This is a genomic window from Anaerolineales bacterium, from assembly GCA_016928575.1.
In the GTDB taxonomy this organism is placed as follows: domain Bacteria; phylum Chloroflexota; class Anaerolineae; order Anaerolineales; family RBG-16-64-43; genus JAFGKK01.
In genome coordinates this window covers 52,490-70,321 of record JAFGKK010000131.1, presented here as the reverse complement: position 1 = coordinate 70,321, position 17,832 = coordinate 52,490, and the positions used below count along the sequence as shown (strand labels likewise).

Genomic DNA, 17,832 nt, shown 5'->3' with positions numbered 1-17,832 from the left:
TTAGCTGAATATAATAGGCAGGAGCGGATGTCTGTCTTCATGGTAATAGATGAAGACATCCGTCTTTTTAGCTTATAATTCGGAGCCTGCGTTCCGGTCAGTCCGGCGATCCGAAAAGGTCGGTTTAGGTCATCCGGAAGATTTCCGGACGTGTTGGGCACTCTGTCTGAGAGGGCATATGGCACCGACAATGGATTCTCAGTCGGCCTTCGGCACACCTCCCACCCAGGGGATCAGATCTGCAGGCGCTTTTCCGGCGTCGAGGAAACGCCTCGGCTTCCTGATACCCCTCCTCCTGATCTGCATCAGCCTGTTCTCGATCGCCTCCGAGCAAAGCCCCGGCCAAAAGATCGTTCCCGACGGCGCCGGTGCCGGCGGCGGAGGGAAAGCCCTGCCCTACGCCGTGGCGGTCGCGCGCTACATCCCCGCGAACCTTCCGAAGTATCAAGGGACCGACCTGCCCACGCCGACCGAAACCGAGACGGCCACACCGACGGAAACCGAAACCTCCACTCCGAGCGAGACCGAAACGCCCGCGCCGACCGAAACCGAAACCCCCACGCCGACCGAAACGCCCGCCACCACGACTTCCCCCGAGGCGACTCAGACGCCGACCGAGACCGAGACGCCGACAGCGACCCTGACACCCACCGAGACGGAAACGCCGACCCTCACGCCCACGGCGACCCGCGACGTTGGCATCGCCGAGGCGCCCTCCAACGACGACATCGAAAACGCCACCGCCATCACCGGCCTGCCCTTCTCGGAATCGATCCTGACCGACGAGGCCACCACCGCCGGCATCGACCCGGATGTGGAATGCGCCAACGGCGGTCCGGGACAGCAATCGAAAAGCGTCTGGTACTCGTTCGCCGCCGCGAAATATCAAGCCCTCACCATCGACACACAGACCAGCGACTACGACACGGTCATCGCCATCTGGCGCGGCCCCACCAACGGTCTGATCGCCGTGGCCTGCAGCGAAGATCCGACCTTAACAGTTTCGCTCGCGGCCGGAACGACCTATTACATCGAAATCGTCCAATCCGGCGAAGGCCCCGGCGGAACGCTCAACCTTTCGGTGGATGCGGGCGCCTTCCAGGGCTTGCGTGCGGACTACTACAACAACCTCGATTTCTCCGGATCCCCGGCGCTGACCCGCATCGATCCCGGGATCGCCTTCGACTGGGGCGGCGACAGCCCCGCCCCTGAGGTCAATGCCGCCGGATTCTCCGTCCGGTGGAGCGGCCGGGTGTTTCCGGAGTTTTCGGAGGTCTACACCTTTTACACATACACCGACGACGGGGTGCGCCTGTGGGTCGACGGACAGCTGATCATCGACCATTGGACTCTGCAGGAGGCCACCGAGTGGTCCGGCCAGATCGCCCTGCAGGGCGGCGAACCGTATTCGATCGTGATGGAATATTTCCAGGGCGCCGAGTACAGCATCGCCTCCCTCGAATGGAGTTCCGATTCCGTCGCGCGCGATTACCTTCCGGCGGAGCGTTTGGATTATCTGGACATGGAAAACTCCGTCTTTGAGGCGGACGGGACTCAGCCCATGGCCGACGGGAACGAAACCTCAACCCTCACGGTGACCCTGCTCGACCAAGACAGCGATCCGGTGGCCGGAGTTCCGGTCTATCTGCGGTCCAGCGGCACCGGAAATCTGATCAACGGATACGCCGCCCCGGCAGACACCTGGGTGTATATTGGGGATTCGGATGCATTCGGGCAAGCGGCAGGGCACCTTGCATCCATCTTCGCCGGGACGAAGACGGTGGAAGCCATGGCCGGCGGCATCACCATCGGCTCCCCGGTTCAGGTGGCATTCATCAACGGCTCCCTGCGCCGCGTGAACATCTCCCACGCAACCGGCCAGGAAGGCAGCCAAGCCAACAACCAGAGTTCGTCCCCCTCGATCTCCGACGACGGCAACTTGCTGGTCTTCCTTTCGGGAGCCGACAACCTCGTGGACGGCGACACCAACGGCATCACGGACATTTTCATCTTCGACGAGCAGGCCAACTCACTCTCCATGGCGGTGTTCGCCGCGTCCGGAGGCCAGCCCGACGACCTGGTCCTGGAGCCGGAAATCTCCGCCAACGGCCAATACATCGCATTCACTTCACTGGCGACCAATCTGGATACCGCCTGCACCGCCGGGAACGCGGAGATTTTCGTGTATCAAATCGTCGACGGCGCTCCGGGCGTCTTTACCTGCGTATCGATCGGTTTGGGCGGCGTGCAGGCGGATGGAATTTCAAACCGTCCTTCCATCTCCTCCGACGGGAGGTTCGTTGCCTTCACCTCCACCGCCACGAATTTGGTTGCGGGAGTCGCCGACGGGAACAAGCACATTTACCTGTACGACCGGGACAACCCCTCCACCATCGAACTCATCGACACCGACTCCGACGAGAATCCGGGGAACAGCCACTCCGACAATCCCGTCATATCCGCCGACGGGCGGTACGTCGCCTTCGAATCCATATCCGACAACCTCTTGGGCAGCGGGCAGGACCTCAACGGCTGTTCGGACATCTTCCTCCGGGACCGGCAGAACGGAACCACCATCCGGGTTTCGGTTTCGTACGACTCGGAGCAAGAACCCAATGCCGATTCGACGACGCCGTCGATCTCCAACGACGGAACCCGGGTGGTTTTCCTCTCCGAAGCCGACAACCTGATCCCGGACATTTCCGGGGCGACGAATGTATTCCTGCGCGACATCCCTTCCGAGACCACCCTGCTGGTTTCCATCTCCACCATCGGCGGAGGGGCGAACGGCGATTCGTACTCGGCGGAAATTTCCCCGGACGGGGAGCGGGTGATTTTCTCCTCCTCCGCAACCAACCTCGTCTCCGGATATTCCGGCGGAATCCCGCAGATCTACCTGCGCACCCTCGGCGCGGCGGAAACCTTTAAACTCTCCATGAATGCCGGCGGCGAGGAAGGCAATGCGAATACCGTCTACGGCGGAATCTCCTCCGACGGCACCCGGGTGATCATGCTGTCCGAGGCCTCCAACTTGGTCGCCGGCGACAGCAACGGCTATGCGGACGTCTTCCTGCTCGAACGGACGGTGGTTCCGCAGGCCCCGCCCAACGACGACATTGATTTCGCGACCGAGATCGGCGCGCTTCCGTTCTCCACCATCGAGAACACGGACTGGGCAACCACCGCCATCGACGATCCGGCCAGCGCCTGCAGCGAAGGCGAGCCGTCCCAGCACGCGAATTCGGTTTGGTTCAGCTTCCAGCCTTCCAGCAACGTCCAGGTTGCGCTGAGCACCATCGGCAGCGACTACGACACGGTGCTGGCGGTGTGGACCGGATCCCGCGGCGCGCTGATCGAACTCACCTGCAACGACGATTCGGGCGGCGGGATGCAATCCGAATTGGAATTCGCCGCCATCGCCGGCACCCAATACTGGATCGAGGTGGTGCAGCGGGATGTCGAGGGCGGCGGCGAATTGGTCTTCAGCGCCGAGCAAACATCCGCGCCGCCGGTGGTCGTGACGGTATCCGATACGGACTTAAATCCGGAGGTTGGATTAACGGTCCAAGTCTACAATGGCAACACCTATACCGGCTACTCCGGTACTACAAATCAATATGGACAGGCTTCGATTATATTGCCGGAGGGTGAATATCGCTTCCGGGTGGAAAAAAACGGCACCTCCTTTTGGAGTGGGATCGAAAATCATTGCGCCATTCCCGGTTGCAGCGCAGCCAGCATCACGACAACAATTCCCGTAGTGGTCACTGTCCTGGATACCAACGGCACTCCGGAGGTAGGCATGAACGTACTAGCCTACACCGACTCGACTTTCACAGGATATACGGCGTCGACCAACGCCCAGGGACAAGCCACGTTTACCTTGCCGGTTGGTAGTTACCGATTCCGGACCGCAAAGGGTGGGACGGCGTTTTGGAGTGGAGCCGACAATCATTGCACCGTTCCCGGCTGCACCGAAGCCGGCATCACCACAACGGTTCCTGTAACGGTCACCGTGCTGGATCTAAGCGGCCAGCCGGCACCCGACCTATATGTTTACCCCTTCGATGGAACTACCTTCACCAATCGTTCCGGTCGTACCAACGCCCAGGGGCAGGCCACCTTCACCCTACCCCTGGGCAGCTACCGCTTCCGGGCGGACCAAGGCGGAAAGGAATTCTGGAGCGGGCCCACAAACCACTGCACCCTTCCAGGTTGCACCAGCGTCGACATCACCGTGAATAACTCCGTCCTTGTCACTGTACGTGATACCAGTGGATCCTTGGAGGCTGGGCTTAACGTGATGGCATACTCTGGCACGTCCTTCATGGGTATTATCGCAATGACCGATACAGAAGGCCAAGCTACATTATACCTTCCTGCTGGCAATTTTCATTTCCGGGTCGTTAAAAATGGAGCTTCCTTCTGGAGTGGAAATGAAAACCATTGCGCCATCCCCGGATGTACCAGCGCCGAAATCGTCACCACCCTACCGGTGACAGTCACCGTCCTGGATCTTAACAATCAACCGGCACCCGACCTGTATGTCTACGCCTTCGATGGAACCACCTTCACCAACCGTTCGGCCCGCACCAATGCCCAAGGTCAAGTTACCTTTACCTTACCCCAGGGCAGCTACCGGTTCCGGGCAGACAAGGGAGGATACGAATTCTGGAGCGGGCCAGTTAATCACTGTACGATCCCCGGTTGCTCCAACACTGTGATCAGCGTGAATAATAGTGTTGTCGTAATCGTTCGGGATTCCAGTGGATCCCTCGAACCAGGGATGAATGTTTTGGCGTATTCCGGTTCGACGTTCATCGGAATCACGGCAATAACCAACGCACAAGGACAAGCGACGTTGCCTCTGCCCGCCGGTGATTTTCATTTCCGGGTCGCTAAGAACGGAACCGCCTTTTGGAGCGGCACCGAGAACCATTGTACGGTCCCCGAATGCACCAGCGCTGAAATCACCACCAGCATCCCGATCACTGTAACCATCCTGGATCTCAACAACCAACCGGCGCCTAACCTTTATGTCTACGCCTTCGACGGAACCACCTTCACCAACCGCTCGGCCCTCACCAATGCCCAAGGCCAAGCCCTCTTCACCCTGCCCCAAGGCAGCTACCGCTTCCGGGCGGACCAAGGCGGAAAGGAATTCTGGAGTGGGCCTGCAAACCATTGCGCCGTCCCTGGATGCACTACCGTGGGAATTACGGTGAATAACCCCATCATCGTCACCGTCCATGATTCCGGCGGAACCCTCGAGCCAGGAATGAATGTGATGGCGTATTCAGGATCAACCTTTGTCGGGTTTTCTGCGACAACCGATGCACTAGGGCAAGCGACATTGCATCTACCAGCCGGCGCATACCGTTTTCGAGTCGCTAAAAACGGCATGTCCTTCTGGAGCGGCATCGAAAACCATTGTTCCGTCCCTGGATGCAATAGCGCCGAAATCTCCACCAGCATTCCGATCACCGTCACCGTACTGGATCTCAACAATCAACCGGCGCCCGACCTGTACGTCTACGCCTTCGATGGAACCACCTTCACCAACCGCTCTGCCCGCACCAACGCCCAAGGTCAAGTTACCTTTACCTTATCCCAGGGCAGCTACCGTTTCCGGGCAGACAAAGGAGGCTACGAGTTCTGGAGCGGACCAATAAACCATTGTACGGTTCCTGGTTGTTCCACCGCCAGCATAACGGTAGATAATTCAGTCATCGTCACCGTTCATGATTCCGGCGGAACCCTCGAGCCAGGAATGAATGTGATGGCGTATTCCGGTTCGACATTCATCGGAATCACGGCAATAACCAACGCACAAGGACAGGCGACGCTGCCTCTGCCGGCCGGTGATTTTCACTTCCGGGTTGCTAAAAACGGAACCTCCTTCTGGAGCGGCACCGAAAACCATTGTACGATCCCCGAATGCACCAGCGCTGAAATCACCACCAGCATCCCGATCGTTATCTCCGTCCTGACCACCAACGGTCTACCCGAATCCGATCTCTATGTATATGCTTTCGATGGAACCACATTTACCAACCGCTCAGCCCGTACCAATGATCAAGGCCAAGCGGTCTTCACCCTGCCCCAGGGCACCTACCGCTTTCGGGCGGATAAAGCCAGTAATGAATTCTGGAGCGGCCCCGTCAACCATTGCCCGGTTCCGGGCTGCACCGCAGGCACCATAATCACCGGCGAAGGCAACCTCCTGACGGTCTCCGCCGGGTTGTATTGGACCACCTGTGGGGTGACGAATCTGGGTGATTTGATGTGCTGGGGAGCCAACTACAATGGACAAATCGGGGATGGAACGCAGCAGGATCGATACGTCCCCACATCAGTTTTCGGATTGGGGTCGACCGTGCAAGCCGTCGACACCGCCTTTGGCCATACCTGCGCCCTGACCACGGAAGGCGGGGTGAAATGCTGGGGCAGCAATTACGCCGGGGAACTGGGTAACGGAACGACCGAACCCTCGTATTCACCCGTGGACGTCACCGGTTTGGCGAGCGGAGTCACAAAAATCGTCACCGGATACCGGTTCACCTGCGCCCTGACCGAGGGCGGCGGCGTGAAGTGCTGGGGATTGAATATCGAAGGGCAGATGGGCGACGGCACCTGCATGGGCTATAGCACCGTTCCCTTCGACGTCCCCGGGCTGAGCAGCGGGGTGATCGCCCTGTCCGCCGGATTGGATCACGCCTGCGCTGTTCTCGGCGACGGCACCATGAAGTGCTGGGGCGCCAACCTCTACGGCCAGATCGGCGACGGCACTTACGAGAATAACCGCTGCAGCCCGGTCGACGTCGTCGGCTTGGGCGCCGACGCGGTGGACGTCTCCCTGGGATTTTATTACTCCTGCGCCCTGACCACGGCCGGAGGGGTGAAATGCTGGGGCCTAAACACCACCGGTTGCCTCGGCAATGGGACCGACGAAAACAGCCTCACGCCCTCCGACGTGATCGGACTGTCCAGCGGCGTCTTTCTCATCTCCGCCGGTGAAGGCAATACCTGCGCGCTCACCGCCGGCGGCGGCTTGAAATGCTGGGGCAGCAACACCTACGATCAATTAAGAAGCGGGATCGGCAGTTACAGCAACGTCCCCGTCGATCGGCTCGAATACCCCAGCGGTCTGCTGTTCCTGTCCGTCGGATCGCAGGATATCTGCGTAATCACCGGCGCCCATATGTTGAACTGCTGGGGCTACAACTGGTACGGCGAAATCGGGAACGGGACAAGAACGCCGGTTACCTATCCCTTCCCAGTATACCTTTACTAGATTACCCGTCTTTTTACGAAAAAAAGACTCTCGTCGCAGCGACGAGAGTCTTTTTTCTGCGCCGCGCCGCTATTTGCGGGTTAATAAAAACCCTTCTCCACCCAATGCAAAAAATAAAGGCCGAAAAAAAGATACACCCCACATCGCGTCCGGCCGTTCTGCATTCCGTGAAAATTTCCCCAACTCGTCTCTTAAGATCGACGGCCTCGAAAAATGTCATGCTTGTCCGCTGTTGCGGGACTGGCTTACCGGCCCCGGCGCAGTTCCGCGAAAGATGCCCGAACCTGTCCCGGAAAGCCTGTCCCGAATAAACTGAGGGGAAGCGGGATGAGGGCGGATGAGGGGGAGGGAGGGAAGTTATTAAAAAAGCGGCTTGAGCAACCGCTTTAAAGGTTTCTCTCGAACTTTCTTTCTAAACGCCGCAAGGCTTGCCTCCAACCGTACCCCGAGAGCGCCGGATCGATAATGGCCCGCTCCTCGATTCCGGTTAACTTTCTCGAGGCCCCCTCTCGATCATGAAACCAATATCGTCCCCGATTCGAAATGGTCTTGCTCGCCGTATAGGACACGGGGTGTCGAAAAACACGAAAATGGAATTCCTTTTACCTTATGCGTGTTTTGCAGAAGAAATTGCCCGCTTCGAGGATGGACCGTCTTACAAAACCTAATCGCCGCAATCCGCGGATTTTTCCTAAACGCGGATCGTAAAAGGATAAGCCAAAACGCCATTCGGAATCTCTTTCCAGAGTTGCTTCTGTCTTCTTTCCCCGGGACGATTCAGGGAAAGCTTTTTGGCTGACCCGCACGAGTTGGGAAAGGCCGCTTTTCCCGAATTGGGAGTAAAATCTTTGGAAGCAGGTTTTCCACATCCCGCCCTCCAGGATCTGATCCCTTTAGCAAGCACAAGGACAGATATCCCTGGCTTGAGAACATTGCCTAGCCCCGGGTATTGTCAGCCCGAAAGCGCCAACCTTGCTCAAGCCGCCCGGAATCCCATCCGCGTGCGGTTTGCTGCTCCCGTTTTTACAATGATCTCTCGAAAGGGAAAAAAACGGATGGCCGATTTGGAAAAATCCGCCCTGGAAACCTTTTCCGCGCTCCCCGCCGCCGTGACCGTCTGCGACGCCGAGGGGATCATCACCTATATGAACTCCGCCGCCGAACAGCTGCTGGCCAAACACGGCGGGCGGGCGTTGATCGGCTCGAACCTGTTCGATTGCCATCCGCCGAAGGCGCAGGAAAAAATCCGCTCCCTGATGCGGGACCGGACCGCCAACACCTACACCACCGAAAAAGCAGGCGTGAAAAGACTCATCCACCAATCCCCCTGGTACCGCGGCGGCGTGTTCGCCGGCCTGGTGGAAATTTCCTTCGAGGTTCCCCCGATCCTGCCGAACTTCAAGCGCGAGTAAAAGACCCTCTAGACTGAAAAGCCGGGAGCCGGGAATTCCTTCATCCGCGCCCCCCCCGAAATCCCGGAGGGTTTCCGCCGGCGGCGGCCGGTATGCTCCCCTTGGGCCATGGGAGAGGCGCCCGCCCCCCCTCACCGCCAGGGTGACAACGCGAAAAAGCTCGACCAGGCCGTCCCGGCGATTGCGGTTGAAGAGGGGTGCCCGATTGAGATCATTCCGTTCCTTCGTAGATCCTCGAGGGGACTGAAAAAACGCGCGATCAATGCCTTGGTGCGCCAAAGCCCCTATTTTCTGTCTCTGCCGGTTACGGCGTAAGGATTTTTAATCGTATCTCCTCACCCTCCCCCTCATCCGCCCTTCGGGCACCTTCTCCCAGCCCCATAACAGCGGAAAAAAGGATGCAATTATTTGAAGCCATCAATCTTGAGAGATGGGCTGGGAGAAGGATGGGATGAGGGGGAAACGAAAAGTGGTTTTTCCGGCCGTTTATATAATTCTTGCATCGGGGTGAGCAGTTGCCTTTAATCTCCTCCGGGCATTACGACCTTGCCGACCGGGCCGGCAGCCCGTCCGCCGACATCATCCTGCAGCCGCCCAAACGGATCTGCCCAATCCGCCGGGATACGGGCAAGGCGATGGCGCTTGCGCTCTCCCCAAAAGAATCCCCCGAGGATCTCAGCAGGCGTTGGGCCAGCCCCAGGAGAGGAAGATCCGTTGCCTGCGAAAGAAAGCCTCTCCTCCGGACAACTGCCTGAGTCCTGCTCCGCGTTAGGCATGCATTTATGCATAGACCTGATCGGCCATTTTCGCGGAAGGGCGCATAAAAGACCAAGATTCATCGTTTCGGATTCCAGGCAACGCCGTGCCGTATCATAAGTGGAAAAAGCTGCGTATATTCCTATGATCCAGGCGATCATCCGCCCGGGGCTCTGCGCGGGCCGCGACCCATGCCCGGCGGACGGGAAGTTGCTTCCCGCCGGGCCTCATGCTACACTTCGGATCCAACGAGAGGTGACCATGAATTCATTGCGGATCCTTGGTTTCATCGCGGCGGCCATTCTGATCCTCTTCGGCGTGCTGTTCATTTGGGGCGCATTCGGCGAAACCTCGCAGCCCGAGTGGATCTGCGTTGGCGGGGTCAGCGTGGCCATCGGCATGGGGCTGATCGTGCTCGCGTCCTGGAAGCCGGGCGCACCCAAACCGGCCGACAACGTCACACTGAAGATCGACCTGCCCGCCAACATCAACCTTGATACGTTAAAGTGCAAATCCTGCGGAGGCGCGCTGACCGCCGATGCGATCAAGATGGTGGCGGGGGCGCCGGTGGTGACGTGCCCATACTGCCACACCTCCTACCAACTGGCCGAAGAGCCCAAGTGGTGAATTTCCCGGCGGGAACGGCCGGGCATCGCGGCCGGAGCCGATCCGGATACGCCATTCATGCGGAGCGTCATCCATGAAGAACAAAATTCTGGCATCCCTCCTCTTGCTCCTTCCGGCGCTGGCCGTCCCGGCGCGCGCAACCGCCCAAAACTATTCCTTCTCCCTGCCCCGGGAGGAGGTCCACTCCTATTGGAACAACGACGGAAGCTTGGCCATCGAATACACTTTTGTCTTCCAGAACGATTCGGGCGCCGACGCGATCGACTTCATCGACGTCGGCGTCCCCAACGAAAACTACGATCTCACCAGTGTGACGGCCGACGTAGACGGCCGCCTGATCTCCGACATCGAACCCTCGCCGTACGTTAAACCGGGCGTGGCACTTGGTCTGGGCGGCGCCAGCATCCGCGCCGGCCAGAGCGGGACCGTGCGCGTGCGCATCGGTCGGGTGCGGGGGGTGCTGTATCCCGACGACGAGGATTCGAGCTACGCCAGCGCGGTGTTTTCCCCGACCTGGTTCGACGCTTCCTTCGTCCACGGCTCCACCGATCTGACGGTGGTCTATCACCTACCCCTCGGGGTTGGCCCCGACGATCCGCGCTACCACCGGCCGAGCTCCAACTGGCCGGGGGCCGAGGAACCGGAAACCTACCTCGACGAAGAGGGCCGGGTTGCATACCGCTGGCGCAGTCCGAACGCCAACGGCTACAGCCAATACAAATTCGGCGCTTCGTTCCCCGCCGCCGTCGTTCCGGAAAGCGCAATCGTCCGCCAATCCAGTTTCGAGCGGTTCTTCCAATCCATCGGGCCCTACCTGGAAGCCCTGGCGCCGTGCAGCTGCATTTTTGGGGTGGTGGCCTTCATCGTCGGCCTGGGAATTCTGGGCGCCTGGTCCGAAAACCAGCGCAAAAAGCAGTACCTGCCGCCGAAAATTTCCATCGAAGGCCACGGGATCAAACGCGGCCTGACGGCGGTCGAAGCCGCCCTGCTGATGGAACAACCGCTCGACCGGGTTTTGACGATGATCCTCTTCGGCTTGGTGAAGAAGAATGCGGTCACCGTCACCAGCCGCGACCCGCTGGAATTGAAAAACACCGAACCGAAACCCGCTGGGTTGCACCCCTACGAAACGGATTTCCTCGGCGCGTTTGAATCTTCAAACAAAGCCACGCGCCCGAAAACCCTGCAGCAGGTGATCATCAATCTGATTAAAAGCCTGCAGGAGAAGATGAAAGGCTTCTCGCGCAAAGAGACGATCGACTACTACAAGAGCATCGCCGAGAAAGCCTGGCAGCAGGTCGCCGCGGCCGGCACCCCGGAAGTGAAAGCCCAGGCGATCGATGAAAACCTCGAATGGACGATGCTCGACCGCGACTTCGACGGCCGCTCGCGCGAGATCTTCAGCCGCGGTCCGGTGTTCGTGCCGGTGTGGTGGGGCCGCTATGATCCTTCCGTCGGCGGCGGCGCCGGCCGCGGCGCTGCCGCACCGTCCTTCAGCCCGACGCGGGGCGGATCAATCTCCCTTCCGCGCCTGCCCGGCGCCGATTTCGCCGCATCCGTCGTCGGCGGCGTGCAATCCTTCTCCCGGAACGTCATCGGCGACCTGACCGGTTTCACGGGCCGGGTGACCGCGAAAACCAATCCCCTTCCGGTGTCCTCTTCCAGCGGCGGAGGCTGGCGAAGCGGGGGCGGGGGCGGCGGCGGCCACAGTTGTGCGTGCGCCTGCGCTTGCGCCGGTTGCGCCTGCGCCTGCGCCGGAGGCGGGCGTTAGCCCCGCCCGGAGGGAGCCGAGGAGACTCCCCGCCCGCACTGCGGAAATCCGCACCCGCTGGCGCGCACGGCGACTCAGTTTGATGGGATGAAGGCCATGCGATTCTTCCGCCCGAAAACGGAAACGCCCTCCCTGCCCGCGCCTGGGCTGTATCATTATGAAAGGCGGGAAACCGCCGGCCGCAGCCGTTCGCACCTGCGGGTGGATTCCGACGGCCACGGCACGTTGGTGGTTGACGCCGCCCGGATCCTCCACCTCAATCCCACCGCCGCCCAGATGGCCTACCTGGCGCTCGAAGGTACCGCCCCTGAGGCGGCTGCCAGAACACTCGCCGGCGAGTACCGCATCCCCCGCTGGAGGGCGCGGGCCGATTTCGCCGAAATCGCCGCCCAGGTGGATGCGCTCACCCGCCCCGGCGGCCCTTGCCCGGTGTGCGACATGGAACTCGATATCCGCGCCCCGTTCAGCCACACCCCCTCGGCTCCCTACCGGATGGATCTGGCGCTCACCTACCGCTGCCAGAACGACTGCGCCCACTGCTACAACGCCCGCCCGCGGACCTTTCCCGAACTTCCCGCCGCCGATTGGCGGCGGATGATCGACCGGCTGTGGGATCTCGGGATTCCCCACGTCGTCTTCACCGGGGGCGAACCGACGCTGCGCGAAGACCTGGCGGAGCTCGTCGCGTACGCCGAGCGCAAAGGGCAGATCACCGGTTTGAACACCAACGGCCGGCGGCTGGCCGACCGGGAATTTCTGAATTCCCTGGTCGACGCGGGACTCGACCACGTCCAGATCACCCTCGAAAGCTCCTCCGAAGCCGTTCATGATTCCGTCGTCGGCAAACGCGGGGCGTGGGCGCAGACCGCCGCCGGATTGCGCAACGCTCTGGAGACCCGTCTGTTCGTGATGACCAACACCACCCTCTTGCGCGCCAACACCCCCACGTTGGAAGCGACGCTGGAATGGCTCGCCGAAATGCGCGTTCCGACGGTCGGTCTGAACGGCCTGATCCACTCCGGCCGGGGCGCGACCGTCGGAACCGGATTACAGGAGGAGGAGCTGGCGCCCCTGCTCGCAATCGCCCGCCGGTTCACCGACGCGGCCGGCCAGCGTCTGATCTGGTACACGCCGACGGCGTATTGCCGGCTGGATCCCGTGCAGAGCGGGTTGGGCGTGAAGGGCTGCACCGCCGCGCTCTACAACATGTGCGTCGAACCCGACGGCGGCGTTCTGCCGTGCCAATCCTATTACCATCCGTTGGGAAACCTCCTGCGCGACGAGTGGCCTGCGATCTGGAACCACGACCTCGCCCGTTCCTTGCGCGAACGGCGCAACGTACCCGCCAAATGCAAATCCTGCATTCTGCTGGCCGAGTGCGGCGGGGGATGTCCGCTACAATTCGAAAACCGCGGTCCGGAGGAATCCTGACCATGTCCCAATCCACGCGCAAAGCCACCATCCTGACGATCCTTCTGGCGGCCGTCTTCGCCTGCGGTCCGCGCTCGCCGCTCGCCACACCGGGCGCCTCGACGCCCGCGCCGATCCAGACCGCATCGCCCACGCCGACGCCCGTTCCCAATCCGCCCGGACAGATCGCCTTTGGCTCCTCCACCTTTACGGGGGATTCGCAGGTGGTGCTGATGGATCTGCAAACCGGGAACGTGAGCAGCCTCACCGCCGGATATCCGGGCGAGTATTACCGGCCCGTCTTTTCGCCGGACGGGGGCAGATTGGCGATGCGCGAGGAAATCTCGATGGACGGCGGCGGAATCGCGGTGATGGAGGTCCGGATGGAAGGCGGCCGGCCCGCCGGATCCGCGCCCGCCGAGGTGTTCCATGGATTTGCCGACGGCCCGACTTGGTCTCCGGACGGCAGCCGCGTGGCGTTCGTCTCGACCCATGAGACCGGAAATTGGACGGCATACACGGCGGACCTGTTCGGATCGCCCCCGGCGCAAATTCCAGGAATTCCCCAGCGCGCAACCGACCTGGCCTGGTCGCCCGACGGAGCCTGGATCGCCTTTTCCTACTACGAAGACACTGCCAAGCAGGTGAAAGACCTGTACAAGATCCATCCGGACGGAACCGGCCTGACCCGCCTGACGAACACCCCCGACGCCGATGAGTCCGGAGCCGCTTGGTCGCCGGACAGCCTGCAGATCGCCTTCTCCGGCAGGAGTCGGACGGAGGCGGTCGGACAAGGGGACATTTACCGGATGAACGCCGACGGCAGCGGATTGGTGCGCGTCACCTCCGACGATGCCAGCGAATTTGATCCGGCCTGGTCCCCGGACGGGAATCAGATCGCCTACACTTCCACCCGCCACGAAGCCAACGACGGCAACTACGAGATCTACCTCGTCAACGCCGACGGAAGCGGCGAACTGCGGCTGACCAACAACCGGACGACCGACCGCTGGCCGACTTGGCGCCGGACGCCGGCGGGAACCGATTACGGAGTTTGCGCGCCGGAGGGGGAATTCGCCGCGCATGTGACCATTCCGGCCGGCACCCGCTTCACCGGCCCGCAGGAATTCACCAAAGTGTGGCGAGTCCGCAACAGCGGCGCATGCGCCTGGCCTCCGGCCGGGTACGGATTGCGGTTCGGCGGGGGGGCAACCATGAGCGGCGCGGCCTACTTGCCGGTTTCCGGCGCCATCCAGCCCGGGGATTCCGTCGACATGGCGCTGCCGCTCGTCGCGCCGGCGGCCTCCGGAAGCCATTCCGGATCCTGGGTGCTGTTCGACAACACCGGGCGCGCCGTGCCCGCAGGGGACGGCCTGCCGCTGACGCTTTCCGCCTCGGTGGAGGTGCTGGCCGAAGGAGCGCGCGTTCTTCCCTCGCCTCTGTATTTCCTTTCCGACCGCAGCGGTAGGGCGCAGATCTGGCGGATGGAGACCGACGGCGCGACTCTCGCTCAGATCACCGATGAGACGGAAGGCGTCCGGACCTTTGCGGTCTCGGCCGCGGACGGATCCATCGCCTTTCTCAGCCGGACGGAAATCATCCTCGTCGGCCGGGACGGAACGGGGCGGCGCGCGATCGCCGATATCGGCGAACGGTACGCGGGAGGCCTGGCGTTTTCACCCGACGGCCGCCTGGCGTACGCGCTCGACGGCGTCCGCGTCTTCGACCCGGTCAGCGGCGAGGATCGACTGCTGATCGCGGACAACGACGCCGCCTCCCCCGCGGACTTCGCCAAATACTATCCGCGAGCATGGTCACCGGACGGATCCAAACTGCTGGTGATGATCGGCCGCTATGAATGGGCCGAAGCCGGAATCCTTTCCGCCGACGGCGCCCTGCTGGCCTCCGGCGAGTATTCCCATATGTCGGCCTGGACAAACGACAGCCAAGCCGTCCTGCTCGCCAGCGCGGTGTATCCGATGATGGGCGGGATGAATCCGGGCTTGGCCAAGCTCTCCGCGGCCGGCGCGTCCTCGGCGTTGGTCTCGGATTCCTTCGTGTGGTGGCCGTGCCACCGGCCGGACGGCAGGCTGGCGTACTTTGTGAGTCGGCCCGCCGGAATGGAAGTGACGGAATACGCCGTGCGCATGGTTTCCGCCGCCGCCGACGGTTCGGGGGAAACCCCCTTGCTCGCAGCGCCCCTGATCCTCGACTACCGGGATTCGTTCACCGCGCTGTGGAGCGCGGATGCGGAGACCGTTCTGGTCTGGATCTACCGCAAAGCCGCGGAGGCCGGGGAGCTGCTGCTGATCCCGGCCGGGGACCAACCACCCGTCTTTCTGATGCAGCAAACCGGATCGTTCGCCTGGGACGATTTCCCGCCGGACTGCGCGCAATGCCGCGGCGAAGCGTAGCCCCCGCTCCGCCCCGCAACCACAAAAGAAAAAACCGGGAGGCAGGCATGGCATCTCTCATTAAAAGGATCCGCAACCGCTTTCGCACCGTTCCCGCACTGCCGGCGGGCTTGTACACTTATCCATCCCCGCCGGATTCCCCCAATCCCTACCGGCTGCATCTGCGCCTGGAGCAGGACGGCAGCGGGATTCTGATCCTCAACGCCTCGACGGTCCTGCATTTAAACCAGACCGCGGCCGAATGCGCCTACCAGTGGGTGAAGGGTTCGTCTCCGGAAAAAGCCGCCCGGGTGATCTCTTCCCGCTACCGGGTGAGCGCCAAGCAGGCCCTCCGCGATTACACGGATTTTGTGGGGCGGGTGGAAACCCTGGTTCACTCCACGGATCTGGATCCGGTGACGTACCTGGAATTCGACCGCCGCGATCCCTATTCCCAGGAGATCTCCGCGCCGTACCGGTTGGACTGCGCCCTCACCTACCGCCTGCCCGAGGGCGAAAGCATCCATTACGCGCCCGCGGAACGCGCGAAGGACGAACTGGCGGCGGACGCCTGGAAGACGATCCTGGAGAAGGCCTGGGCGGCAGGGATACCGCACGTGGTGTTCACCGGCGGGGAACCCGCGCTGCGCGACGACCTGCCGGCGCTGATCGCCCGCGCCGAATCGCTCGGCCAAGTCTGCGGATTGCTCAGCGGCAGCCTGCGCCTGGCGGAAGACGCCTACCTAAAATCCCTGCTTGACAGCGGCCTCGACCATCTCATGTTCCTGCTGCAACCCGGGGAGGAAGCCGCCTGGACCGCCATTCGAAACGCGATGCAGGCCGACCTGGCGACCACCGTGCATCTCACCCTGAACCGCGTGTTGGCCCCCCGAGCCGAGGAAATCCTCGAACGCCTGCACCAGGCGCAGGTGAAGGCCATCTCCCTCAGCGCGTCCGATTCGGCCGGCGCGGAAACCCTGGTGGCTCTGCGCGGGCGGGCGGCCGACCTGGAGCTGACCCTGCAATGGGATCTTCCGGTCCCGTACTCCTCGGCCAATCCGGTTTCGCAGGAAATCGGCGCGCCGTCCACCGGCGCCGGAAAAGCCTGGCTGTACGTCGAGCCCGACGGCGATGTCTTGCCCGAGCAGGGCGTCAACCGCGTACTCGGAAATTTCCTGAATGACTCCTGGGAAACGCTCTGGCGCAATGCGCGGGCGTAAATTCCTCCCCTCCCGGCCCAACTCCCTCCCCCGCCGGCGTGACGGCGGGGGAGGGATCCCGAAATGACCCTGACCCTCGCCGACTGGCATGATCGATTCCTCCAGCAAGCCCGCTGGACCGATTCCCTGCGGAGTCACCTCTTCGAGCGCGCGGGCATCGACCGCGCCCGCCGCATCCTCGAAGTCGGCTGCGGGACCGGCGCCGTCACCGAATCCGCGGCGCGCTCGCATCCGGAGACGCTCGTCTGCGGAGTGGAGATCGACCTTGCGCGCCTGGGTTTCGCCCGCGCCTGCGGCGCGCGGAGTGCGTACCTCGGCGGAGACGCCCTGCGCCTGCCGTTCCGCGACGGGGCGTTCGGCCTGGTCTTCTGCCATTACTTTCTGATGTGGGTCCGCGAAAGCGCGCAGGCCTTGCGCGAGATGGTCCGGGTCACGCGCTCCGGCGGCTGGGTGGCGGCGATGGCCGAACCGGACCACGACGCGCGGATCGACCATCCCGCGGAACTAACGGCGTTCGGCCGGCGGCAAACCGAAGCCCTCCGGCGCCAGGGAGCCGATACGGCCGCCGGGCGCCGCCTGGCCGAACTCTTTTGCGATGCCGGAATACGCCTGCTCGAATGCGGCGTTATGGCCTCCGCCGCCCTTCCCGATGCCGGCGGCGAGAAAGCGGCGGAGAGCGAGTTGAGAATCCTGCGGGAGGATTTACAGGGAGAGGTTGCGGAAGAGGAATGGCAGGCCTTCCGCACCGCCGAGAGGAGCGCGCGCGAAAACGGCCGGCGCGTTCTCCACATCCCGACCTTCTACGCCGCCGGAATCCGGGAATAATCCCGCTTTGCCGTCCGGAAGGCGCAGACACAAACCACGCACAAAACCGCTCGTTGCCGGCCCCATGCGCTCTATATGGTTAAATGAAGGACTAGCATCCCATTCCGGATTTACGCCGGAACAA

8 protein-coding genes are annotated in these 17,832 nt (G+C 62.1%); all 8 read left to right on the top strand.

Going from position 1 to position 17,832, the window contains the following annotated elements; genetic code table 11:
* The first annotated feature begins 178 nt into the window (after positions 1 to 178).
* The 8 genes from JW929_15880 (at position 179) to JW929_15845 (ending at position 17,708) form a co-directional block, all read left to right on the top strand.
* A complete protein-coding gene (locus JW929_15880; protein ID MBN1440887.1) occupies positions 179 to 7,294 on the top strand; it encodes an Ig-like domain-containing protein in 7,116 nt (2,371 codons plus the stop codon).
* A 1,055-nt stretch (positions 7,295 to 8,349) separates the two neighbouring features.
* Positions 8,350 to 8,706 (top strand): PAS domain-containing protein, encoded by a 357-nt coding sequence (locus tag JW929_15875; protein MBN1440886.1) that lies wholly within the window; start codon positions 8,350 to 8,352, stop codon positions 8,704 to 8,706.
* 1,017 nt (positions 8,707 to 9,723) lie between these two features.
* Complete coding sequence (locus JW929_15870) at positions 9,724 to 10,089, top strand: hypothetical protein (GenBank protein MBN1440885.1); 366 nt, start codon at positions 9,724 to 9,726, stop codon at positions 10,087 to 10,089.
* Positions 10,090 to 10,162: 73 nt separating this feature from the next.
* The gene (locus tag JW929_15865; protein MBN1440884.1) at positions 10,163 to 11,860 is read left to right on the top strand and encodes a hypothetical protein; all 1,698 of its coding nucleotides are present in this window, start codon (positions 10,163 to 10,165) and stop codon (positions 11,858 to 11,860) included.
* A 96-nt stretch (positions 11,861 to 11,956) separates the two neighbouring features.
* Positions 11,957 to 13,291 (top strand): radical SAM protein, encoded by a 1,335-nt coding sequence (locus tag JW929_15860; GenBank protein MBN1440883.1) that lies wholly within the window; start codon positions 11,957 to 11,959, stop codon positions 13,289 to 13,291.
* A 2-nt stretch (positions 13,292 to 13,293) separates the two neighbouring features.
* On the top strand, positions 13,294 to 15,684 hold the full coding sequence (locus JW929_15855; protein ID MBN1440882.1) for a PD40 domain-containing protein: 2,391 nt from the start codon (positions 13,294 to 13,296) through the stop codon (positions 15,682 to 15,684).
* Between the two features lie 47 nt (positions 15,685 to 15,731).
* Positions 15,732 to 16,883: a hypothetical protein gene (locus JW929_15850; protein MBN1440881.1), complete on the top strand. Its 1,152-nt coding sequence runs from the start codon at positions 15,732 to 15,734 to the stop codon at positions 16,881 to 16,883.
* 63 nt (positions 16,884 to 16,946) lie between these two features.
* Positions 16,947 to 17,708, top strand: a complete 762-nt coding sequence (locus tag JW929_15845) for a methyltransferase domain-containing protein (protein MBN1440880.1) — start codon at positions 16,947 to 16,949, stop codon at positions 17,706 to 17,708.
* The last annotated feature ends 124 nt before the right edge of the window (positions 17,709 to 17,832 follow it).

Coding starts and splice junctions, on each gene's coding strand:
- JW929_15880 (MBN1440887.1), top strand. CDS start 179: ATGGCACCGACAATGGATTCTCAGTCGGCCTTCGGCACACCTCCCACC.
- JW929_15875 (MBN1440886.1), top strand. CDS start 8,350: ATGGCCGATTTGGAAAAATCCGCCCTGGAAACCTTTTCCGCGCTCCCC.
- JW929_15870 (MBN1440885.1), top strand. CDS start 9,724: ATGAATTCATTGCGGATCCTTGGTTTCATCGCGGCGGCCATTCTGATC.
- JW929_15865 (MBN1440884.1), top strand. CDS start 10,163: ATGAAGAACAAAATTCTGGCATCCCTCCTCTTGCTCCTTCCGGCGCTG.
- JW929_15860 (MBN1440883.1), top strand. CDS start 11,957: ATGCGATTCTTCCGCCCGAAAACGGAAACGCCCTCCCTGCCCGCGCCT.
- JW929_15855 (MBN1440882.1), top strand. CDS start 13,294: ATGTCCCAATCCACGCGCAAAGCCACCATCCTGACGATCCTTCTGGCG.
- JW929_15850 (MBN1440881.1), top strand. CDS start 15,732: ATGGCATCTCTCATTAAAAGGATCCGCAACCGCTTTCGCACCGTTCCC.
- JW929_15845 (MBN1440880.1), top strand. CDS start 16,947: ATGACCCTGACCCTCGCCGACTGGCATGATCGATTCCTCCAGCAAGCC.